This window comes from Wenzhouxiangella sp. YN1 (genome assembly GCF_056324145.1).
In genome coordinates, this window is the sequence record NZ_JBJNIO010000093.1 from 52,404 (window position 1) to 73,679 (window position 21,276).

22 protein-coding genes are annotated in these 21,276 nt (G+C 64.3%); 15 read left to right on the forward strand and 7 right to left on the reverse strand.

Going from position 1 to position 21,276, the window contains the following annotated elements:
- Positions 1 to 3: 3 nt before the first annotated feature.
- Positions 4 to 1,425, reverse strand: coding sequence for an SMP-30/gluconolactonase/LRE family protein (locus ACEWQZ_RS01995; RefSeq protein WP_476481393.1), 1,422 nt, complete (start codon positions 1,423 to 1,425; stop codon positions 4 to 6).
- A 77-nt stretch (positions 1,426 to 1,502) separates the two neighbouring features.
- On the opposite strand from ACEWQZ_RS01995, the gene ACEWQZ_RS02000 reads away from it, so the two are divergent.
- From ACEWQZ_RS02000 to ACEWQZ_RS02010, 3 genes are all read left to right on the forward strand, one after another.
- Positions 1,503 to 2,042, forward strand: a complete 540-nt coding sequence (locus ACEWQZ_RS02000; protein ID WP_476481394.1) for an NUDIX hydrolase — start codon at positions 1,503 to 1,505, stop codon at positions 2,040 to 2,042.
- 66 nt (positions 2,043 to 2,108) lie between these two features.
- Positions 2,109 to 3,095 (forward strand): isoaspartyl peptidase/L-asparaginase family protein, encoded by a 987-nt coding sequence (locus tag ACEWQZ_RS02005; protein WP_476481395.1) that lies wholly within the window; start codon positions 2,109 to 2,111, stop codon positions 3,093 to 3,095.
- Positions 3,092 to 3,289 carry a CPXCG motif-containing cysteine-rich protein gene (locus ACEWQZ_RS02010; RefSeq protein WP_476481396.1) on the forward strand — a complete coding sequence of 66 codons (198 nt, stop codon included), beginning with the start codon at positions 3,092 to 3,094 and terminating at the stop codon, positions 3,287 to 3,289. Before ACEWQZ_RS02005 ends, ACEWQZ_RS02010 begins: the two co-directional genes overlap by 4 nt.
- A gap of 58 nt (positions 3,290 to 3,347) precedes the next feature.
- On the opposite strand, the gene metF is transcribed toward ACEWQZ_RS02010, so the two are convergent.
- The 3 genes from metF to metK all read right to left on the reverse strand — a co-directional run bounded on the left by metF (position 3,348) and on the right by metK (position 7,132).
- On the reverse strand, positions 3,348 to 4,229 hold the full coding sequence (gene metF, locus ACEWQZ_RS02015) for a methylenetetrahydrofolate reductase [NAD(P)H] (protein ID WP_476481397.1): 882 nt from the start codon (positions 4,227 to 4,229) through the stop codon (positions 3,348 to 3,350).
- 64 nt (positions 4,230 to 4,293) lie between these two features.
- Entirely contained in the window at positions 4,294 to 5,754 is a 1,461-nt protein-coding gene (ahcY, locus tag ACEWQZ_RS02020; RefSeq protein WP_476481398.1) for an adenosylhomocysteinase, read from the reverse strand.
- Positions 5,755 to 5,914: 160 nt separating this feature from the next.
- Positions 5,915 to 7,132, reverse strand: a complete 1,218-nt coding sequence (gene metK / locus ACEWQZ_RS02025; RefSeq protein ID WP_476481399.1) for a methionine adenosyltransferase — start codon at positions 7,130 to 7,132, stop codon at positions 5,915 to 5,917.
- A 125-nt stretch (positions 7,133 to 7,257) separates the two neighbouring features.
- Here metK and ACEWQZ_RS02030 point away from each other — a divergent pair, with 125 nt between their 5' ends.
- The 11 genes from ACEWQZ_RS02030 (at position 7,258) to ACEWQZ_RS02080 (ending at position 16,190) form a co-directional block, all read left to right on the forward strand.
- The gene (locus ACEWQZ_RS02030) at positions 7,258 to 8,679 is read left to right on the forward strand and encodes a phospholipase D-like domain-containing protein (protein ID WP_476481400.1); all 1,422 of its coding nucleotides are present in this window, start codon (positions 7,258 to 7,260) and stop codon (positions 8,677 to 8,679) included.
- Positions 8,680 to 8,805: 126 nt separating this feature from the next.
- A complete protein-coding gene (locus tag ACEWQZ_RS02035) occupies positions 8,806 to 9,285 on the forward strand; it encodes a Na+/H+ antiporter subunit E (RefSeq protein WP_476481401.1) in 480 nt (159 codons plus the stop codon).
- Positions 9,282 to 9,566, forward strand: coding sequence for an MrpF/PhaF family protein (locus ACEWQZ_RS02040; protein WP_476481402.1), 285 nt, complete (start codon positions 9,282 to 9,284; stop codon positions 9,564 to 9,566). The genes ACEWQZ_RS02035 and ACEWQZ_RS02040 overlap by 4 nt, the downstream gene beginning before the upstream one ends.
- The gene (mnhG, locus tag ACEWQZ_RS02045) at positions 9,563 to 9,877 is read left to right on the forward strand and encodes a monovalent cation/H(+) antiporter subunit G (protein ID WP_476481403.1); all 315 of its coding nucleotides are present in this window, start codon (positions 9,563 to 9,565) and stop codon (positions 9,875 to 9,877) included. The genes ACEWQZ_RS02040 and mnhG overlap by 4 nt, the downstream gene beginning before the upstream one ends.
- Positions 9,874 to 10,437 (forward strand): DUF4040 domain-containing protein, encoded by a 564-nt coding sequence (locus tag ACEWQZ_RS02050; RefSeq protein WP_476481404.1) that lies wholly within the window; start codon positions 9,874 to 9,876, stop codon positions 10,435 to 10,437. The genes mnhG and ACEWQZ_RS02050 overlap by 4 nt, the downstream gene beginning before the upstream one ends.
- The gene (locus ACEWQZ_RS02055) at positions 10,434 to 10,886 is read left to right on the forward strand and encodes a Na(+)/H(+) antiporter subunit B (protein WP_476481405.1); all 453 of its coding nucleotides are present in this window, start codon (positions 10,434 to 10,436) and stop codon (positions 10,884 to 10,886) included. The genes ACEWQZ_RS02050 and ACEWQZ_RS02055 overlap by 4 nt, the downstream gene beginning before the upstream one ends.
- A complete protein-coding gene (locus tag ACEWQZ_RS02060; protein WP_476481406.1) occupies positions 10,886 to 11,248 on the forward strand; it encodes a cation:proton antiporter subunit C in 363 nt (120 codons plus the stop codon). Before ACEWQZ_RS02055 ends, ACEWQZ_RS02060 begins: the two co-directional genes overlap by 1 nt.
- Positions 11,245 to 12,717, forward strand: a complete 1,473-nt coding sequence (locus ACEWQZ_RS02065; protein WP_476481407.1) for a monovalent cation/H+ antiporter subunit D family protein — start codon at positions 11,245 to 11,247, stop codon at positions 12,715 to 12,717. The genes ACEWQZ_RS02060 and ACEWQZ_RS02065 overlap by 4 nt, the downstream gene beginning before the upstream one ends.
- On the forward strand, positions 12,714 to 14,180 hold the full coding sequence (locus tag ACEWQZ_RS02070) for a monovalent cation/H+ antiporter subunit D family protein (RefSeq protein WP_476481408.1): 1,467 nt from the start codon (positions 12,714 to 12,716) through the stop codon (positions 14,178 to 14,180). Before ACEWQZ_RS02065 ends, ACEWQZ_RS02070 begins: the two co-directional genes overlap by 4 nt.
- Positions 14,177 to 14,509: a hypothetical protein gene (locus ACEWQZ_RS02075; RefSeq protein ID WP_476481409.1), complete on the forward strand. Its 333-nt coding sequence runs from the start codon at positions 14,177 to 14,179 to the stop codon at positions 14,507 to 14,509. Before ACEWQZ_RS02070 ends, ACEWQZ_RS02075 begins: the two co-directional genes overlap by 4 nt.
- Positions 14,502 to 16,190, forward strand: a complete 1,689-nt coding sequence (locus tag ACEWQZ_RS02080) for a Na(+)/H(+) antiporter subunit D (RefSeq protein WP_476481410.1) — start codon at positions 14,502 to 14,504, stop codon at positions 16,188 to 16,190. Before ACEWQZ_RS02075 ends, ACEWQZ_RS02080 begins: the two co-directional genes overlap by 8 nt.
- Positions 16,191 to 16,228: 38 nt before the next feature.
- Here the strand turns inward: ACEWQZ_RS02080 and ACEWQZ_RS02085 are convergent, their stop codons facing one another.
- Entirely contained in the window at positions 16,229 to 16,495 is a 267-nt protein-coding gene (locus ACEWQZ_RS02085; RefSeq protein ID WP_476481411.1) for a hypothetical protein, read from the reverse strand.
- Positions 16,496 to 16,510: 15 nt separating this feature from the next.
- Between ACEWQZ_RS02085 and ACEWQZ_RS02090 the strand changes: the two genes are divergently transcribed.
- Positions 16,511 to 16,855 (forward strand): Rieske (2Fe-2S) protein, encoded by a 345-nt coding sequence (locus tag ACEWQZ_RS02090; RefSeq protein ID WP_476481412.1) that lies wholly within the window; start codon positions 16,511 to 16,513, stop codon positions 16,853 to 16,855.
- A gap of 71 nt (positions 16,856 to 16,926) precedes the next feature.
- Here ACEWQZ_RS02090 and ACEWQZ_RS02095 read toward each other — a convergent pair whose 3' ends face one another.
- Positions 16,927 to 18,765 (reverse strand): SLC13 family permease, encoded by a 1,839-nt coding sequence (locus ACEWQZ_RS02095; protein ID WP_476481413.1) that lies wholly within the window; start codon positions 18,763 to 18,765, stop codon positions 16,927 to 16,929.
- 100 nt (positions 18,766 to 18,865) lie between these two features.
- On the reverse strand, positions 18,866 to 21,250 hold the full coding sequence (locus ACEWQZ_RS02100; protein ID WP_476481414.1) for a serine/threonine protein kinase: 2,385 nt from the start codon (positions 21,248 to 21,250) through the stop codon (positions 18,866 to 18,868).
- Positions 21,251 to 21,276 lie beyond the last annotated feature (26 nt).

Sequence of the window (21,276 nt, forward strand, 5' to 3'; positions counted from 1 at the left end):
CGATCAGCCGCCGCCGGCCTCGCCCCGGCGCTGCATTTGCTCCATGATCTCCTGACCGACGACCTGCACCGAGGCATTGTCGACATCGATGGTCATGATCGGCACTTCGGGCAACTCGCCGCGTGCCTGGCCTTCGGCATCGACGTGCTGCCAGTGGCTGGCGCCGAAGAAGTAGAGGTCCTGCCCGTCCATCACCCCGAAGGTGGGGGTGTCGAACTCATCCAGCGCCGCCGCCAGGGGCGCAACCGCGGTCACGCCCAGGCCGTCATCGCCCAGGGCAAGGCGCACGACCCGCTGTGGGGTAATGGCGTTCTGAATGGCAATCAAATGATTGTTCCACCAGTAAAGGCCGTCGATGCCGCCGGCGTTGAAGGTCTCGGGAATGGCCAGCTGCCAGGCCTGCTGGCCACCGCTGACGTCAACCACGAAAATCCCCAGCTCGTAGTCGGCCACGTAGAGCAGGCTGTCGTCGTCATTGAGGGCCAGACCGCGCAGGCTGGTGAAATTCTGGTGGCCGAAAAATGGCTTCAGCGCGTCGCTGCCCGGGTCCAGGCGATAGACCACCGGCGCCTGGGTATCGGCGGCGAAAACGGTGCCGTCAGCGGCCAGCGCGAGCGAGCCGAGCAGGTTGCGCCCGGCGCCGCTGCTGAGCTCGTATTCGGCCTGCAGCTCGCCGCTTTCAAGATCGAGGCGCAGCAGTGAACTGTGCACTTCGTCATCGCGCGGCGGCCCCTGAAACTGGCCTACCGCACTGCTGGCCACCCACAGATGCCCGCGCTGCGCATCCACGGCAAGGTCGAAAACACCCTGAATCTGCGGCACGGTCTCGGGAGAGGCAAACGTCTGCCATTCCTGGCCGTCCTTGCTGGCGAGAATCAGCCCGTCGCGAATCGTGCCGACAAACAGGCGGCCGCTGTTGTCGTCGTGGGCCATCGCCTCGGGCATGGCGTACTCGTGGTCCAGCTGCGACCACACGGTCACGTCGCCGAAGGCCTCACCGGCACTGGCCATCAGGTCGTTGAGGTGGCTGTAGAGTCCGTGCTCGCGCAGCGGTTCGACAGCGTCGATCCGGTCCCAGTCTTCCGACAGGCCCTGCTGTTGCATCTTGAGCATCATGTTGAACGCCTCGCTGAGATTGCCCAGGCGGGCGTGGCCTTCCACCAGGTGACGCATGAAGTCCTGATTGAAAGGTCGCAGTTGGTGCAGCTCTTCGGTGGCCTCGACCCAGCCTTCCACGTCCTGACGTTCATAGGCCTTTCCGGCCTTGCTGATCCAGTGGGGAAGCCGCTGGCCGGGCAGCATCCGGCTGCTCTGCGGCGGCTGTTCTTCGCCAGCCTCGCCGGAGCGCGGAGTCTCCTGAGCCAGGCCGTGACCGATCCCCGCCAGGCCGGCGATCATGATGAAGATTGAAACGGAAACGCGCATAATTCTTCTCTGTGGGTTTTGCATGAAAGCTGGGTGTGGGACTATCCCCGAACCGATTCGTTCATCCGATCAAGAGCATGGAACGCATGGCACGAGAGACGCAAAAAGATGCCCTATTGTACGCCGGGCGCTACCTGAAGCTGATCGAGCGCAACGGCTGGGAACTGGTCTCGCGTCATCACCGCGTGGCGGTGGTGGTGGCGTGGACACCGACCGACGAGCTGCTGCTGGTCGAGCAGTACCGTATTCCGCTGCAGGCACGAACGATCGAGCTGCCCGCCGGCCTGGTCGGCGACCAGCTGGGCCAGGAAGACGAGCCCCTGCTTGCAGCAGCCGGGCGCGAGCTGGAGGAAGAGACCGGCTGGCGTGCCGGAGCGATCAGGGAAATCATGCCCTGCCCGACCTCTGCCGGCCTCAGCGACGAAGTGGCGGTTTTCGTGCACGCCAGCGAGCTGGTGCGCGTGGGCGAAGGCGGCGGCGACGCCAGTGAGTCCATCCGCGTTCACGCCATTGCGCGCGGGCAGATCGACCGCTGGCTCGACGAGCAGCACCAGCGCGGCCTTGCCATCGACCCCAAGATCTACACGGCACTTTACTGGTTCAGGCGCTCCGATTGACCGCCCTGACGACGGCAACGCCAGTGCTACACTGCAATGCAGTCACCCATCACGGATCAACAACCCATGCTTCGAACCCTGCTGCTTGCCACGCTGCTGTTTCTGACCGGAGCGGCGATGGCTGAATCACCCGTTGCCATTGCCATTCACGGCGGCGCCGGCACCATCCTGCCGGAGAACATGACCGCAGAGCGCGAACAGGCAATTCGCGACGCGCTCGAGCGCTCGGCCCGCGCCGGGCACGCGGCGCTCGAACAGGGGCGCCCCGCCCTGGAAGCCGTAGTGGCCGCCATCCGGATTCTCGAGGACGCGCCGCAGTTCAACGCCGCACGCGGGGCCGTTCTGACCAACACCGGCACGGTGGAAATGGACGCCTCGATCATGGACGGGGCAACGCTCGATGCCGGCGCCGTTGCCGCGGTCAAGGGCATTCGCCACCCGGTCGAGGCGGCGTTGCACGTCATGAACGACTCGCCACACGTGATGATGATCGGCGAAGGTGCCATGAATTTTGCCAGGGATCACGGGCTGGAATTCAAGAGCGAGGACTGGTTCATTACCGATTTTCGCCGCCAGCAGCTCGAAGCAATGCAGGCCGACGAACAGGCGGCCCAGGCGCGCCGACAGAACTGGTATTCAACGGTCGGTGCGGTTGCCCTGGACGCCAGCGGCAACCTGGCCGCCGCCACTTCCACCGGCGGCATGGCCAACAAACAGTGGGGCCGCGTCGGCGACTCGCCGATCATCGGAGCAGGCACTTACGCCGACAACCGCGCCTGTGCAGTATCGGCCACCGGCCACGGCGAGTTCTTCATCCGCCACGTGGCCGCCTACAACATCTGTTCGCTGATGCGGCTGACCGACATGTCGCTGGATGAGGCCGCTGATCAGGTCATCAACGCAACGCTCAAGGACGTTGGCGCCGACGGCGGCGTGATTGCCATCGACCCCTCCGGCCGCATCAGCATGCCTTTCAACACCCCCGGCATGTATCGCGCCGCGATTCACCCGGACGGCCGCTTCGAGCTTGGCATCTACCGCGAATCGGAATGATGGAAGACGCGGGCGAGGGCGAGGATTTCGAGTTTGCCTGCCCCTGGTGCGGCGAACCCAACGAACTGTTCATCGATCCGGGGGAGCGCGGTCAGCGCGTGGTTGTCGACTGCCGCGTGTGCTGCAAACCGATCGAGATCGCCGTACCGCTCGACCCCGGGGGCGCGCCCGGGGTGAGCGGCGAGGATCAGTAGCCCAGAAAGCAGCAACCCGGCACGGGGCCGGGTTGCTCGAGCTCGATGCAGGAGGGTCTCAGGCGATGTTGCGCCGAGCCGCGTCATCGAGCCGGCAGAGTCCGAGGTTGCGGCACAGGGCTACCGACGGCGCTGATCGGTTGAGCGTATAGAAGTGAATGCCCGGGGCGCCGCCCTCGAGCAGCTGCTGACAAAGGCGGGTGACGACCTCTTCGCCGAACTGACGCAGCGACTCCATCTTTTCGTCCCTTTCCCAGGTCTCGATGCGCTTGGCGATCCACAGCGGAATCTCGGCGCCGCACATGCGCGAGAACCGGGCCAGGCCCGAATAGTTGGTGATCGGCATGATGCCGGGCACGATCGGCACGTTCACGCCGAGCGCGCGGGCGTCATCGACAAACCGGAAGTAGCTCTCGGCGCCGAAGAAGTACTGCGTGATGGCGCCGTCGGCACCCGCCGCCACCTTGGCGCGAAAGTGCTCGAGGTCGCTGTCGGGTGACTTCGACTCCGGATGATGCTCCGGGTAGCAGGCCACCTCGATATGAAAGCGATCGCCGTATTCCTGGCGAATGAACTGCACCAGATCGACGGCGTAGTCGAACACGCCGGTGCCGCCGCCCGAAGGCCGGTCGCCGCGCAGAACCACCAGGCGGTCGACGCCGTGGTCACGGTAGTCATCGAGCAATCGGCGAATGCTGTCGATGTTTTCCGACATGCAGGAGATATGCGGCGCGGTAGGCACGCCGGTGGCGTCGATAATGCTGCGCACGGTATCGAAGGTGCGCGTACGCGTCGATCCGCCGGCGCCGAAGGTCACCGACATGTATTCCGGTTCCAGCGCGGCCAGATGGCGGCAGGATGCCTCGAAGCTCTCCTGCTGCTTGTCGTTCTTGGGCGGAAAGAACTCGAAACTCAGTTGGGGCTTGCTCATGTTTGACATGGTTCAGGCTCCGGCCTGCGGGTGGCAGCCACCCGCAGGCCCGAACCCGGAACCTGTTTTCCTCCTAGTAGCGATAATGTTCCGGCTTGTACGGTCCTTCGACCTGTACACCGATGTAGTCGGCCTGCTCGGCGTCGAGCTCGGTCAGGCGCACGCCCACGCGCTCCAGGTGCAGACGGGCAACCTTTTCGTCGAGGTGCTTGGGCAGCACGTAGACCTGGTTCTCGTAGCGTTCGCCGTGCTTGAACAGCTCGATCTGCGCCAGCGTCTGGTTGGTGAACGAGTTCGACATCACGAAGCTCGGATGACCCGTGGCGCAACCCAGGTTCACCAGGCGGCCGCGCGCCAGCAGGATGATCTTCTTGCCGTCAGGGAAGGTGATGTGATCGACCTGTGGCTTGATCTCGTCCCACTCGTAGTCGTCAAGGCTGGCAACGTTGATCTCGTTGTCGAAGTGGCCGATGTTGCACACGATGGCCTGATTCTTCATGCGCTGCATGTGGCGGTGGTCGATGACGTTGTAGTTGCCGGTTGCAGTCACGAAGATATCGGCCTCTTCGACCACGCCCTCGTCTTCCAGGTTGACCACCTTGTAGCCTTCCATCGCCGCCTGCAGCGCGCAGATCGGGTCAACTTCGGTAATCCAGACGTTGGCCGACAGCGCTCTGAGCGACTGCGCCGAACCCTTGCCGACGTCGCCGTAGCCGCAGACAATGGCAGTCTTGCCGGCCACCATCACGTCGGTGGCGCGCTTGATCGAGTCGACCAGCGACTCGCGGCAGCCGTAGAGGTTGTCGAACTTGGACTTGGTGACCGAGTCGTTGACGTTGATGGCCGGAAAGTCCAGCGCGCCTTCCTTTTCCATGCGGTAGAGGCGATTGACGCCGGTGGTGGTTTCCTCGGTCACGCCCTGAATGTTGGCCAGCGCCTCGGCATACCAGCCGGGGTTGGACTCGAGCCGCTTCCTGATGGAGGCGAACAGGGCCTTCTCTTCCTCGCTGCCGGGTTTGTCGAGCACGCTGGCGTCCTGTTCGGCCTTGGCGCCCAGGTTGAGCAGCAGCGTGGCGTCACCGCCATCATCGAGAATCATGTTGGCGGTCTGCCCGTCGGGCCACTGGAATATGCGGTGGATGAATTCCCAGTACTCGTCCAGCGTCTCGCCCTTGAAGGCAAAGACCGGAATGCCGCGGTCGGCCATCGCCGCTGCGGCGTGGTCCTGGGTGGAGTAGATGTTGCACGAGGCCCAGCGCACTTCCGCGCCCAGATCGACCAGGGTCTCCATGAGCACGGCCGTCTGGATGGTCATGTGCAGTGAACCGGCAATCCGCGCGCCCTTGAGCGGCTGATCCTTGGCGTACTCGGCCCGGGTCTGCATCAGGCCCGGCATTTCGGTTTCGGCGATCTTGATTTCCTTGCGGCCGAAATCGGTCAGGCTCGAATCGGCGATACAGAAATCCTGATCGGTCGGGGCGATCTGCTCGTCGAAGAGCACGCCCTTGGTTACGTCTTCGGGATTGGCACTCATTTGGTGGTTACCTCTTGGTTTGTTCAAACTTGAAAAATCGTGGACTCACTCGATCTCATCGGCTTCGATTGGACGGAGTGTGAAGTGTGAAGTGTGAAGTGGCTGGCTTCGAGAAAGCATTCGCCCTGTTCACACTTGCCACTCCACACTTGGTTGGCCCCTAGAGCCCTGCATCCTTGCGCAGGGCGTCGGCCTTGTCGGTCTTCTCCCAGCTGAAGGTCGTGAAGTGCTCGGTCGTTTCATGACCGTCGCGGATGACCTTGGCGGAAGCCTCCTGGGGCTGACGTCCGAAGTGGCCGTTGCTGGCCGTCTGGCGATACATCGGGTGCAGCAGATCCAGGGCCTTGAGAATGCCGTAGGGCCTGAGATCGAAATGCTGACGGATCAGTTCCTCGATCTTTTCTTCCGGCACCTTGTTGGTTCCGAACGTGGTCACCGAAACGGACGTCGGCTCGGCCACGCCAATGGCGTAGCTGACCTGAACCTCGCACTTGTCGGCCAGGCCGGCGGCAACCACGTTCTTGGCCACGTAGCGGCCGGCATAGGTGGCCGAGCGGTCGACCTTGGACGGGTCCTTGCCCGAAAACGCGCCGCCGCCGTGGCGCGCCATGCCGCCATAGGTATCGACGATGATCTTGCGCCCGGTCAGGCCGGCGTCGCCCACCGGCCCGCCGGTGACGAACTTGCCGGTCGGGTTGATGTGGAAGCGGGTATCGTCGTGCAGCCAGCCGGCCGGTATCACCGGCTCGATGATGTGCTTTTTCACGCCCTCGCGCAGTTCTTCCAGACCCACACCCTCGTCGTGCTGGGTTGACAGCACCACCGCGTCGATGGCGACCGGCTGGCCGTCCTCGTAGCGCAGCGTGACCTGGCTCTTGGCGTCGGGGCGTAGCCAGGGCAACGGGTTGTCGGTGTGCTTGCGCAACCGGGTGTGCTGCTCGACCAGACGGTGCGCATAGTAGATCGGCGCGGGCATGAGAACGTCAGTCTCGTTGGAGGCGTAGCCGAACATCAGGCCCTGGTCGCCCGCACCCTGGTCTTCGGGGATTTCCCGATCGACGCCCTGGGCAATGTCGAGCGACTGCTTGCCGATCATGTTGATGACCGAGCAGGTATGGCCGTCAAAGCCCACTTCCGAAGAGTCGTAGCCGATATCGACAACGACCTGCCGAATCAGCTCTTCGAGATCGACCCAGGCACTGGTCGTGATCTCGCCGCCGACAACCACCGCTCCGGTCTTGAGGAAAGTCTCGCAGGCAACGCGGGCGTGCGGATCCTGAACCAGGATGGCATCGAGAATCGCATCGGAAATCTGGTCGGCCATTTTGTCCGGATGCCCCTCGGACACCGACTCGGAAGTAAACAGGTAAGATCTCATGTCGCAGATTTATCTCTTGATCGGGATAGAAAGATATTAGTGTAACGCAGCCGGAATTTCCTTGCATCATCCGATTTCACGGGGAACACTGGCGTATTGCCCCTGCGGGCGCCACAAAAAAGACGATGTCCTGGGAAACGCTCACGCTTCTGCTTTTTCACGCCGTGCTGGCACCGGCAACGGCACTCCATGCCCTGCTGTACAAGCGCGAGCCCCGCGGTGCCTTCGGCTGGATTGCCGTCTGCGTGGTCACGCCGATCGCCGGGCCGGCGCTGTATCTGTTCTTTGGCGTCAACCGCACCCGCAACCGCGCCCAGCGCTTTGCCATGCCGCCGCTGCGTGCGGGCGAGCGCGGCCAGGCCGTCGCCCGCCTGCATCCGCTGCCCGGTGATCTGCCGGCCACCTTCAGCGAGCTGGCGCGCAGCGGCGGGGCGCTCAGCCGCCACGCCCTGGTTGGCGGCAACCGGGTCACGCCGCTGATCAACGGTGAACAGGCTTACCCCGCCATGCTCGAAGCCATCGATCAGGCCCGCGAGCGCGTCTGCCTGACCACCTACATTCTTGATCGTGACGACACCGGGCAGGCGTTCTGCCGGGCGCTGGCCGATGCCGTGGCCCGTGGCGTCGACGTGCGCGTGCTCATTGACGGCATCGGCGAGTGGTATTCGCTGCCGCGGGTCGGCCACCGCCTGCGCCGCGCCGGCGTTCGTACCGCCGCTTTCCTGCCGCCGCGCCTGCTGCCGCCGTCGCTGTCGATCAACCTGCGCAACCACCACAAGATCCTGGTGGTCGACGACCAGGTCGCCTTCACCGGCGGCATGAACATCAGCGACCGCCACCGCGTGGACGACCCCGCCAATGCCAACGCGACCGCCGACATGCACTTCCGGCTGACCGGCCCCGTCGTCGGACAACTGACGCTGGAGTTCTACCGCAGCTGGGAATTCGCCACCGGCGAAGTCGTGCGCTATCGCCCGAAGGTGGAAACCGACGGTGGCGAGGTGATTTGCCGCACGCTGACCGACGGGCCCGACGAGGACCTCGACCGCATGACCATGCTGCTGTCGGCAGCCATCGCCAGCGCCCGGCACTCCGTGCGCGTCATGACGCCCTATTTTCTGCCGCCGCGAGAGCTCATCGGCGCCCTGCAGGTCGCGGCCGTGCGCGGCATCGACGTGCACGTGGTGCTGCCGGAGAAAAGCAACCTGCCCTACGTCGACTGGGCAACGCGCAACATGATCTGGGAGCTCCTTTTCCGGGGCGTGCGGGTCAGCCTGCAGCCGCCGCCGTTCAACCACGGCAAGCTGTTTGTCGTCGACGACTTCTACAGCCTGGTCGGCTCGGCCAACTGGGATCCGCGCAGCCTGCGGCTGAATTTCGAACTGCAGGTCGAAGCCTATGACGCCGCGCTGGCCGCTACACTGTCAACGCATATCGACCGGCTGGCCGCAGCCGGCCGCGAGCTGAGCCTCGAGGAAGTTGACGCTCGCAGGCTCCCGACCCGGCTGAGAGACGCCGCCTGCTGGCTGTTCAGCCCCTATCTGTGAACGCCGGCAGAAACGAGTTCGTGCAGCCGTTCCTGAATCGTGCCCCAATCCCTGACCTTGCTCACATCGACTTCGTCAATCACCCCCCCCGCTCAGTCACACGATTTTGGTAAGATTCGCCGTCTTATGCGCTATCTCCTCTCACTGGCCCTCATCATGGCCGCGCTCTGGCTGGCACTTTCGGGCATGTTCGACCCGATTGTCCTGGCGCTGGGCGCGCTATCCATCGCCCTGGCCTGCTGGCTGGCCTGGCGCATGGACGTCATCGGCATCCAGCACAATCCCGGGCTCTTTTCCTGGCGGCTGCCGATCTACTGGGCCTGGCTGGCCTGGCAGATCGTGCTGGCCAACATCGATGTCGCCCGCGCCGTGATCGACCCGCGCGGCCACATTCATCAGCGCGTGCTGCGCGTGCCCGTCCGCCAGTCACGCAATGTCACGCGGGTAACCTACGCCAACTCGATTACGCTCACGCCCGGAACCGTCAGCCTGCGTCTGGACAAAGACGAAATCGTCGTGCATGCACTGACCCGCGCCGGCGCTGAAGGCGTGCTGTCGGGTGAGATGGGCGGCCACGTCTGCTGGCTGGAGGGCAAGCTCCGATGATCTACACCCTGGCCGCCCTGACCATGCTGGCCACCATGGCCCTGGCCCTGACCCGTGCCCTGCTCGGCCCGCAGGTTTGGGACCGTATCGTGGCCGTCAACGTCTTCGGCACCAAGACCGTGCTGCTGGTCGCGCTGATCAGCTTCGTGCTGGGCCACGAGCTGTTCATCGACGTGGCCCTGGTCTATGCCCTGATCAATTTCATCACGATCATCGCGGTACTCAAGCTGGTGCGCCTGCAGGATCCCGACGAGATCGGCCACGACGGAGGGAGTTCATGATCGTCGTCGATGTATTCAGCTGGATCCTGCTGCTGGGCGGCGGCCTGGTCGGCATTCTCGGCGGCATCGGCTTGCTGCGCTTTCCGGATTTCTATTCGCGACTGCACGCAGCGGGCATGACCGACACCCTGTGCGCCCTGATGATCATCGCCGGGCTGATTCTCCAGGCCGGCTTTACGCTGCTGGCGGTCAAGCTGGCGCTGATCCTGCTGTTTCTGCTGTTCACCTCGCCGACGGCAGCCCATGCGCTGGCCCGCGCCGGGCTGCACGACGGCCTCAAACCCAAGGGAGAGCAGTCATCGAACAATTGATCGATCTCACGCTGCTGGCCTTTCTGGCGATAGTGGCAATTGCCGTGCTGCGCATGCGCGACCTGTTCGCTGCGGTGATGATGTTCACCATCTATTCGCTGGTCTCGGCGTCGCTGTTTACCGTGCTCGACGCCGGCGACGTGGCGCTGACCGAGGCGGCCGTCGGCGCCGGCATTTCCACCATTCTGATGCTGCTGGCGCTGACGCTCGCCCCGCGGCATGAAGACCACCGCCCGGGCCGCAACCTCACCGCCTTGGCGGTGGTGCTGGTCACCGGGGCCAGCCTGGTCTACGCGACCTGGGATCTGCCGCCCTTCGGCGCCGCCGATAACCCCATCCATCAGCACGTCGCGCCCTACTACCTGGAGCAGTCCTACGACGACATCGGCATTCCCAACGTGGTGGCTTCGGTACTGGCCGGCTACCGCTCCATCGATACACTGGGCGAGGTCTACGTGATCTTTACCGCCGGCATCGGCGTGATGATGCTGCTCGGCGCTACCCGCAAACGCCGGCGCCCGTCAGTGGACAAGGCCGGCGAGAAGGAGCGCAAGGAATGAACAACAACAGCATCCTGCGCGTGGTCTCGCGCTTTCTCATTCCGCTGATCATGCTGTTTGCGCTCTACATCCAGTTTCACGGCGAATACTCGCCGGGCGGCGGCTTCCAGGCGGGCGTGATCTTCGCCGCCGCCTGGATTCTGTTTGCGCTGGTGTTCGGCCTTGACGAAGCGCTGGCGGTCATCCCCGCCAGAGCCCAGAAAGCGCTGGCAAGCATCGGCGTGATGCTTTACGCGACGACCGGCCTGCTCGGCGTCTTGCTGGGCAGCCACTTTCTCGACTATGCGCCGCTGGTGCCCAGCTCGCCCCAGGCCGCACAGCAGACCGGCATCGTGCTGGTCGAGTTGGGCGTCGGCATTACCGTGGGCGCCGTGATGATGATCGTCTACACCCTGTTTGCCGACCGCGCGCGCGTCGTTGCGGACATGGAGCAGGAGGAGAATGACTGATGGGCTGGCTCGGCCACTTCAACTACTGGATCGTGATCTTTCTGATGATGACCGGCTTCTACGCCGTCATTGCGCGCGGCAGCATGATCAAGATCATCATCGGCCTGAACATCTTTCAGACGTCGGTGTTCATTCTGTTCATTTCCGCCGGCAAGATCATTGGCGCGTCGTCGCCGGTGCTTGAAAAGGGGGTCGACCTCTATTCCAACCCGCTGCCGCACGTGCTGATCCTGACGGCGATCGTCGTTGGTGTGGCCACCACCGCTGTCGGCGTGGGCCTGGTGGTGCGCGTGCGTGAAAACTACGGCAGCATCCAGGACGACCAGCTCACCGAAGACGAGGACGGAGAGCCCGGCACATGAGCATCATTGAGTGGATGCCGTTCAGCGTGCTGCTGCCGCTGATGGCGGCGCCGATTTGCGCCCTTCTGCCCGGCCGTGTGTTGCCGTGGCTGCTGGCCACCGTCAGCGTGACCGCCTCGGCGGTGATCATGGCCTTCGTGCTGCCCGAAGCGGTGCAGGCACCGATGCGCTACTTTTTCGGCCAGTGGCCGCCGCCGATCGGCATCGAATACCGTGTCGATGCGGTCAACGGCTTCATCGGCCTGCTGATCGCCCTGATGGGCGCGGTGATCCTGCCCTGGGGCCGGCTTTCGGTCAATCGCGAAGTCCCGCAGCGCCAGGGCCTGTTCTACGCGCTCTTCCTGCTGGCCTTCTCGGGCCTGATGGGCATCACGCTGACCGGCGACGCCTTCAACGTCTTCGTCTTTCTCGAGATCTCCTCGCTGTCGACCTACGTGCTGGTCAGCCAGGGTCGCAGCCGCGCCGCGCCGCTGTCGGCCTTTCGCTATCTGGTCATGGGCACGCTCGGCGCGACCTTCTACCTGATCGGCCTTGGCCTGATCTACATCATGACCGGCACGCTCAACATGGTCGACCTGGCCGAGCGTCTGCCGGCCGTGGCCGACAGCCGCGCCGTGCAAGCGGCTTTTGCCTTCATCATCGTCGGCATCGGCATGAAGCTCGCGCTGTTTCCGCTGCACCGCTGGCTGCCCGGCGCCTACACCAACGCGCCCTCGCTGGTCTCGGTGTTCGTCGCCTCGACCGCGACCAAGGTGGCGGTCTATCTGCTGCTGCGCCTGATCTTTACCGTCTTCGGCCCGGAGTTCGTCGGCCGGATGCCGTTTTCCGAGACCTTCTTCGTGCTCGGCATCCTCGGCATTCTGTTCACCTCGATCTGGGCCATCGAGCAGAACAACGCCAAGCGCCTGCTGGCCTACTCCAGCGTTGCCCAGGTGGGCTACATGGCGCTGGCAATCAGCTTTGTATCGGTCGCCGGCATCAGCGCCGGCCTGGTTCACATGTTCAACCATGCCCTGATGAAGGGCGCGCTGTTCATGTGCGTATGCACCGTCATCCATCAGACCGGCTCGGCGCAGGTCTCGGCCTTCCGCGGCCTGGGCCGACAGATGCCGCTGACCATGCTGGCCTTCGTGCTGGCGGGCCTGAGTATCATCGGCGTGCCGCTGACGGTCGGCTTCATCAGCAAGTGGATCCTGATCGAAGCGGCCATGGCCGAGAACGCCTGGTTTACCATCGCCGTGGTGCTGATCGGCTCGCTGCTGGCGGTGCTGTATATCGGCAAGATCGCCGAAGCGGCCTGGCTGCAGCCTGCGCCGGAGGGCCAGCGGCCCGTGCGCGAAGCGCCTTTGAGCCTGCTCGTGCCGATGTGGCTGCTGGTGGCGGCCAACTTCTATTTCGGTATCGACACGCGGCTGACCGCTGACGTCGCGCGCCGCGGTGCCGAAGTGCTGCTGGGGGTTTCACCATGAGCCCGACCATGCTGATCATTGCCCTGATCGTCACCCCGCTCATCGGCGCGCTCGCCGTTGGTCTGCTGGGCCGCTGGCCCAACCTGCGCGAGACCGCCACCCTGGTTACCGCGGCTACGCTGTTCGGCCTGGCCACGCAGTTGATCGGCCCGGTGCTCGACGGCCAGGACGTGGCCCTGCAGCTGATCGATATTCTGCCGGGCCTGTCGATCAGCTTTCGCCTGGAGCCACTGGGCCTGATCTTCGCCCTGCTGGCCAGCCTGCTGTGGTTCGTGACCTCGGTGTACGCCATCGGCTACATGCGCGGGGCCAATGAGCCACGGCACACCTCGTTCTTCGTCTTCTTTGCCATCGCCATCAGCGGCGCGATGGGCGTAGCCACCGCCGGCAATCTGCTGACGCTGTTCATTTTCTACGAGGTGCTGACCATCAGCACCTGGCCGCTGGTAGCGCACAAGCACAACGCTGCCGCGCGCGCCGGCAGCCGCACTTACCTGGGCGTGCTGCTGGGCACCTCCATCGGCCTGCTGCTGCCGGCCATCATCTGGGTCTGGATGGCGACCGGCAGCACCGAATTTGTGCCCGGCGGCATCCTGTCAGGCACGCTCGGCCCGGTCGAGGCGGCCATCCTGCTGGCGCTGTTCGTGCTCGGCATCGGCAAGGCTGCGGTCATGCCCATGCACCGCTGGCTGCCGGCAGCGATGGTCGCGCCCACGCCAGTATCGGCTTTGCTGCACGCCGTGGCGGTGGTCAAGGCCGGCGTGTTCACCGTCATCAAGGTCGTGGTCTACATCTTCGGGCTGGATTACCTTTCCGGCGTGCCGCTGGAGCAGTACCTGGTCTATCTGGCCGGCTTTACCGTCATCGCCGCCTCGATCATCGCGCTCAAGCAGGTCGAGCTCAAGCGCCTGCTGGCCTACTCGACCATCAGCCAGCTCAGCTACATCGTGCTGGCGGCCCTGGTGCTGGCGCCGCTTTCCGAGCTTGGCGCGGCGGTGCATATCGTCGCTCACGCCTTCGGCAAGATCACCCTGTTCTTCTGCGCCGGCGCAATCTACGTCGCCTCGAAGAAAACCCGGGTGGACGAATTCAACGGCATCGGCCGACGCATGCCGTGGACGATGGTGGCCTTCGCCATCGGCGCGATCTCGATGATCGGGGTGCCGCCCACGGCCGGGTTCGTATCCAAGTGGTACATGCTCGCCGGGGCACTCCAGGTCGGCAACTATTTCGCTCTGACGGTTCTGATTCTCTCAACCGGGCTGAACGCGGCCTACTTTTTGCCGATCGTTCACCGCGCCTTCTTCCGCGACGAGAACGTGACCCCGAAGATCGACCACCGTGAAGCGCCCTGGCCAATGGTGGCGGCGCTGACCTTCACGGCGGCCCTGGTCATTCTGTTCTTCCTGTTCAACGGACCGATCGTGGATATCCAATCACGCATCCTGGAGGTTGGCACATGAGCCGGTCGCCCAGACCCGAGCAACGCCCCGAGCCACGGCCCGACAGCGATCACTGGCTGGTTCGGCCTCGATCAATCCGCCTGATGTGGTGGATTTTTGGCGCCATTCTGGCGCTGACGGTCGCCGGCCAGCTGTTTGTTCACTTCCACGCATACTTCAAGGTCGACGGCTGGTTCGGCTTCTACGCGATCTACGGCTTTGTCACCTGCGTGGCCATGGTGGTGGGCGCCAAACTGCTCGGCTTTGTGCTCAAGCGTCCCGACGATTACTACGCTGACGACACCGGGCCGGTATCCGAGCACGTCGGGGAGGACGACCAGCATGTTTGATTTCGTCCTGCCTCCTGCCCTTGTGATGATCGCCGGCGGGCTTCTGATCGCCTTGGTCCGGCAGTCGACTCTGCGCGCCCTGATTGCGCTGGCCACGCCGCTGATCACGCTGCTTGCCATCTGGCAGGTCGGCGACGGCGTTCAGTTGACCACCACTTTTCTGGGCTACGAAGCGCAGCTGGTCGAGGGCAGCAGCCTGCGGCGGCTGTTCGCCACCGTCTTTGCCATCATGGGCTTCGGCGGCGTGCTGTTCGCCTTCCGCCAGTCCAGATGGTGGGAGCTGTCGTCGGCCCTGATCTATGCTGCCGGGGCCATCGGCGTCAGTTTCGCCGGCGATCTGATCGTGATGTTCGTGTTCTGGGAGCTGATGGCGATCTTCTCGACCATCGTGGTCTGGTGCGGCGGCACGCCCAGCGCCCGCGCGGCCGGCATTCGCTACGCCATCATCCACCTGAGCGGCGGCATTCTGCTCAAGATCGGCATCATCGGGCTGATCCTGCAGACCGGATCGACGGAGATCCGGGTGCTCGAGCTGGGTGACTTCGCCACCTGGATGATGTTCCTCGGCGTGCTGGTCAACGCGGCCGCACCGCCACTGAGCGTATGGCTGGCCGACGCCTATCCGGAATCCAGCCCCATGGGTGGGGTGTTCCTGTCGGCGTTCACCACCAAGACCGCGGTGCTCGCGCTGATCCTGCTGTTCCCCGGCACCGAACTGCTGGTGTGGCTGGGCACCATCATGATCTTCTACGGCATCATCTGGGCGCTGCTGGAAAACGACATGCGGCGCATCTTGAGCTACTCGATCGTCAACCAGGTCGGCTTCATGGTGGTCGGCATCGGTATCGGCACCGAGCTGGCGCTCAACGGCGCGGCCGCACATGCCTTTGCCCACATCATCTACAAGGGCCTGCTGTTCATGAGCGCCGGTGCGGTGCTTTACCAGACCGGAGTGAGCAAATGCTCCAGCCTGGGTGGTCTGTTCCGCACCATGCCGCTGACGACCATCTGCGGCACCATCGGTGCGCTGGCGATTTCGGCCTTCCCCTGGACTTCGGGCTTCATCTCCAAGTCGATGATCTCCTCGGGCGCGGCCGAACAGAACATGGCGCTGATCTGGTATTTGCTGGTCGCGGCTTCTGCGGGCGTATTCCTGCACGCCGGCATCAAGTTCCCCTGGTTCGTGTTCTTCCAGAAGGACTCCGGACTGCGTCCGCCAGAAGCGCCCTGGAACATGCGCCTGGCGATGATCTTCTTCTCGGCCATCTGTATCGGCCTGGGGATCTTTCCGGGCCTGCTCTACGGCCTGTTGCCCTACCCGGTCGACTACCAGCCCTACACGGCCGACCACGTGCTCAGCCAGCTGCAGCTGCTGCTGTTTGCCGGCCTGGCGTTTTTCGTGATGCTGCCGATGATGCAGCGCACGCTGACCATCACGCTCGATTTCGACTGGCTCTACCGGCGCCTGGCGCCGAAAGCGATTGGCGCTGTCGACCGCGGGCTCAGTACAGTGGGTGGGCGAGCGGCCCAAGCGGCACTGTCGGTGGGGGGCCGGGCCATCAACCTGATTCGGGTGCAGTCCTACCGCTACTTCTCCAGCCGCAGCCCGATGGGGCAGATGGCGATCTGGATGGCGGTTCTGCTGGCAGCGATCATCCTGCTGACCTTCAGCGGGTCCTGATCAGACAACGGCGGGCCGGCGAACCACGCCGGCCCGGCTCACCTGCGGTTGCCGCGCTCGCGGTGAACCACGCGATACTCGACGTCGATCAGGCTGTCATCGCGCTTTTTCCTGCCCGACCGACCCAGCCAGCGGCGCACGGTCAGAACAACAAAGCCGATCACCGCCATGCCGACGGCCACGGCCAGAAAAACCAGCCCGAGCAGGAAGCTCAGGGCGAGAACGCCGATTCCCAGAAGAACCAGCCCGAAGCGCGCCAGCGGACTGGCCGGCGGCTGATAGAATCGCTGTCTTGGATCTTGCATACAGTGTCTGACCCCGTGAATGAATCTGTGTTCCTGTGCCCTGCCGACGACCTGGCCGAAGGGCAATACCGCGAATTCCAGCTCGAGCTGGCCGGCGAGCCAACCTGGCTGATCGTCACCCGGCGCGAGGGCGCCGCGCGTGCCTGGCTCAACATCTGCCCGCATCAGGGCCGGCCGCTGAACTTCGCCCCCGACCGTTTTTTGACCGACGAGAACAATCAGCTCGTCTGCGCCCATCACGGCGCGGTTTTCGAGCCGGCTACTGGTGAGTGCATTGCCGGGCCGTGCAAGAACGCTGCCCTGCGCACGGTCGACATCGACGAAACCGGCGGCAAGATCTTCGTCACCGCGGCACCTTGATTAACCCCGCATAAAGGCAGGTTGCCTTCAGCCGCGCTTCGCGGCGGCCGTCATCATGCAAGCCGGCGCGCTCAGAACAGCAGGTTGAGCCCGGCCAGCATCACCGCCAGGTACACGAGACTCATCCAGCCGCCGACGCGCACAAAATCCTTCACCTTGTAACCCCCCGGTCCGATGAGCAGGGCGCTGACCGGATGCGTGGGCAGAATGAAGGCGTTGGAGGTCGCCAGCGCGATCAGCATGGCATACAGCGCCGGGCTGGCGCCGGTGGCCAGCGCGATATTGATGGCAATCGGCACCAGAAGCACCGTGGCGCCCACGTTGGACATGAACAGGGTAAACACGGTGGCCATGAGCGCCAGTACCAGCTGCACCACCAGTTGCGGCATGTCCCCGAGCAATTCAAGCACCTGCTGGGCCAGCCACGCTGCGGTGCCGGTCACTTCCATGGCGATACCCAGCGGAATCAACCCGGCCATGAGGAACACCGTTTTCCAGCTCACCGCCCGATAAGCCTCGTCCATGCTCAGCACGCCTGCCAGCACCATGCCGATGGCCCCGGCCATCAGCGCAACCGACAGCTGAAAGCCGGTAAACAGGATCAAGAACAGGCTCAGGGCAAAAAAGCCGACCGCATGCACCACCTTCTGCGGGCGCTGCTCTTCCTTGGGAATATCGGTGGCGACGATGAAGTCCTTGACCCGCGCCAGCTTGGCCAGGTCGCGCCAGGTCGAGTGGCTGACCAGACAGTCGCCTACCTGCAGCACCTCTTCGCGCAGATCCTCGGTAATGATCTCGTTGCGGCGGTTGATGGCCAGCACGGAAATACCGAAGCGCGAGCGCAGCTGCGCCTCACCGATGGTCTGGCCGATCAGGCGGGCGCCCGGCGGCACCACCACTTCCGAAATGCCGGCGCGGGTGGGATTGAACAGGTTGCCGAAAGTGCGCAGGCGTGGCTGCAGCCGCAGGTTGTTGGCCAGGGCGAATTCGCCCACCTGTTCACGCGTGCCCATCACACCGAGCACGGTTCCGACCCAGATCATTTCATCGGACGGCGGCGCCAGCCGCGGGCTGTCGGTATTCTGGATGGCCAGCATCAGCGGGGCACCGTCCAGGGTTTCGGCCTCGGCCATGCGCATGCCCACCAGCGGCGAATCCACGGTCACGAGCATTTCGTAGATGTCGCCCTCGAGGCCGTAGACTTCCTTGAAATAGCTCTTGGTGCGCGCCGGCGAGGCCGGCTTCTTCTCCCTGGGCCTGGGCAGCAGCGCGGCCCCGAAGACCAGAAAGTAAAGCAGTGTCGCCACCATCAGTGCCAGCCCGATCAGGGTGACGTCAAACAGCCCGAAAGGCTTGACCGCCTCCGCGCCCGGCGGCAGCGATCGATTCGACGTCTCGATCAGATCGTTTAGCAGAATCAACGGCGAAGAACCCACCATGGTCAGCGTGCCGCCGACAATCGTGGCAAAGCCCATCGGCATCAGCAGGCGCGACAGCGGCAGATCCAGGCGCGCAGAAATCCGGCTGACCACCGGCATGAACAGCACGGTGACCCCGACATTCTGCAAAAAACCCGAGGTTGCGCCCACCGTTGCCGAAAGCAGCGTTCGGATGCGCGACTCGCTCGGCCCGCCAAGCTTGACGATAAACGACGAGACCAGGTTCATGACTCCGGTTCGATCCAGGCCTGCGCCCAGAATCATGACCGCAATGATCGCAATCACCGCGTTGGAGGCAAAGCCGGAAAACAGCTGCTCGCCCGGCACCAGCCCCAGCAGGCCCACCAGTACCATCACGCAGATTGCCGCCACATCCAGCCGGACAAGCTCGGTGACAAACAGGAAAACGGTCAGCCCCAGCAGCACCAGTACCAGCACCATGTCGCCGCTGAGAGTCAGGCCGTTGTTCATTACGTGCGTTCTTCTCCGTGGAATGCAGTTGGGTGTTGCTCCGTGGCGTTTACCTTACCCGAAGGCCACCCGAATTGCGCGCATTGTCATCGCATTCAGCTCACCGGCCGCGCGTTTGTCCGCGCAAGCGCGCCAGTTCCTGCCTGAGCGCGGCAGCACGCTTGGCCCGACCCATGGCCGCATGCACCTCGGCCAGGGACTCCATGGCCTGCAAGCGCCGGAAAAAGTCCTCGCCCATCATCTCGCCGAGTCGATCAACGGCAATCTGCAGGTGCTCGCCGGCAGCGACCATGTCGCCGGCAGCCAGCTCGCTCTGGCCCAGGCCCAGATAGACCAGGCCGTGAAACAGATGCGACTCCGGAAAAACGCCGCCGCCGTCGAGCGCAAGCCGATGCATGGCCAGCGCCTGTTCAACGCGGCCAAGCTCGCGATAGACATTGCCCAGGTTGTAGGTAAAGGCAACCGACTGCGGATGATTCATCCCGTAGCGCTCGATCGCAAGCTCGCGGGCGCGCTCATAAAAAGGCAGTGATGCCTCGACCCGTTCAGCCCCGCCCTGCTGGCGGATCGCACCGGCCAGATTGCCGTAGACAACGATCATCTGCGGATGGTCCTTGCCGTACAGGCGCTGCCCCTCCTCAAGGCTCTCGCGCAACACTTGTTCGGCCTCGGCATAGCGCTCTTGCCTGAGCAGCAGCACGCCGCGGCTGTTGAGCAGACCGCTGAGCCGGGCCCGGCCGGCGGGGTCATCGCGTGCGCGAACGGCCGCCAGCGCCGCCTCCAGCCAGCGGTTGGCCTCGTCGAGTTCGTGCATCTCGGACCACGCCTGGCTCATTTGCGACAAGGCGGCGACATGAATGGCTTGCAGCTCCGGTGCCGGTTCAGAGCCGATTTGCGCCAGCACTTCGCGGTAGATTTCGATCGCCTCGCGGTAGCGCCCCTGGTCGTAGCGCAGGCTGCCCTGAATGGTTTTCAGGTTCAGCCAGTCTGCCGTGCTGTCGTGTTGGTGCGCAACGGCCAGGGCGTCGTCCAGCCGGGCCTCGGCCAGATCGAGCCGGGCCTCGCTGAGGTCGACCACGCTCAGCTCGGCGGCGGCATCCAGATAGATCGTCGGCGCCTGCCGGCGATCGATCAGCTCGAGCACGCGCTCGACGTGCGCGCGGGCGCGCTTGTTCTGACCGAGGCTGGCGTAGACCTTGCCGATGGTCAGCTCGATTTCCGCACGAATCCGGGGCTGGCCGGCCAGCTCGCTGCGCACGCGCTCGGCCGCATCGGCGAGCACGCGATCAAGTACCGGCGTCGGCTGACCGGCAGCAGTCTGCGGCTCGATCGAAGAAAGCATGCGCGTCGTGAAAGCTGCAATCTGCTCGGCCCGATCAGCCTGGGCACGCGCTTCGAGCAAGCCCCAGATCGCCACCACCAGCCCGGCCACCAGCGCCAGCGACACCAGCGAGGCCGCCGAGACCGCCAGGGCGTTGCGGGCCATGAACTTGCGCCAGCGATAGGCGCGCGTGGCCGGTACGGCCTCCACCACCTCATTGGCCAGATAGCGCCGCAGATCTCTGGCCAGTGCCGCCGCCGATTCGTAGCGATCATCACGGTCAGGCGCCAGCGCGCGGGCCAGAATCCAGCGCAGCTCGCGCGGCAGGTGGCCGGCCTCGGACAGAGCCGGCCCGGCAGGGTCGCGGGCCGAATTTCCGCTGACAGTCGAAGCAACCAGCCCCTTGCGGATGGCCGCGAGCGCTGAGGCGTGGTCGGCCGACGGCGGGCGCTGTCGGGTCAGAAGTTCGAACAGAAGAACGCCAAGCGAATAGACATCGGTACGTGTGTCAACTTGCGCGCCGGGCCCTGCGAGCATCTCAGGGCTCATGTAGCCGCGCGTACCGGCGCGATCAGTGGTATCCGAGCGCGAACGACCAGCCCGCTCGACGATGCCCGTGGCAACGCCAAAGTCGATGATCCGGGGCATGGAGGCATCGTCAACGCGAACAACCAGCACGTTGCCCGGCTTGATATCGCGGTGGATCACGCCCTGCTGGTGAGCATGCTGAACACCGCCACAGACCCGCACGAACAATTCCAGCCGCTGCTTCGTCGACAGCCCGTGGCGCTCGGCATGCTCGATGATGGGTTCACCGCGAACCCACTCCATCGCGAACCAGGGCCGTCCATCATCAGCAGTGCCGGCATCAAAAACCTGGGCAATGGCCGGATGATGCATACGCGCAAGCATCTGCCGCTCGACCTCGAACATCGCACCCCGCGTGCCGCCGGCACGACGCGCACACAACAGCTTCAGCGCCACATTGCGCTGTACCGGCTCGAGCTGCTCGGCCAGATACACTGTCCCCATGCCACCACGGCCGAGCTCCCGGAGCAGTCGATACGGCCCGATACGTTCCGGCATACCGTCGCCGGGTACGGCCGCACTTGCCTGACCCTCGACGACGGTTCGATCATCTTCCGGCGGTATTTGCCCGCTCATTGCGGAGCCCCTTGCTTGGACAACAG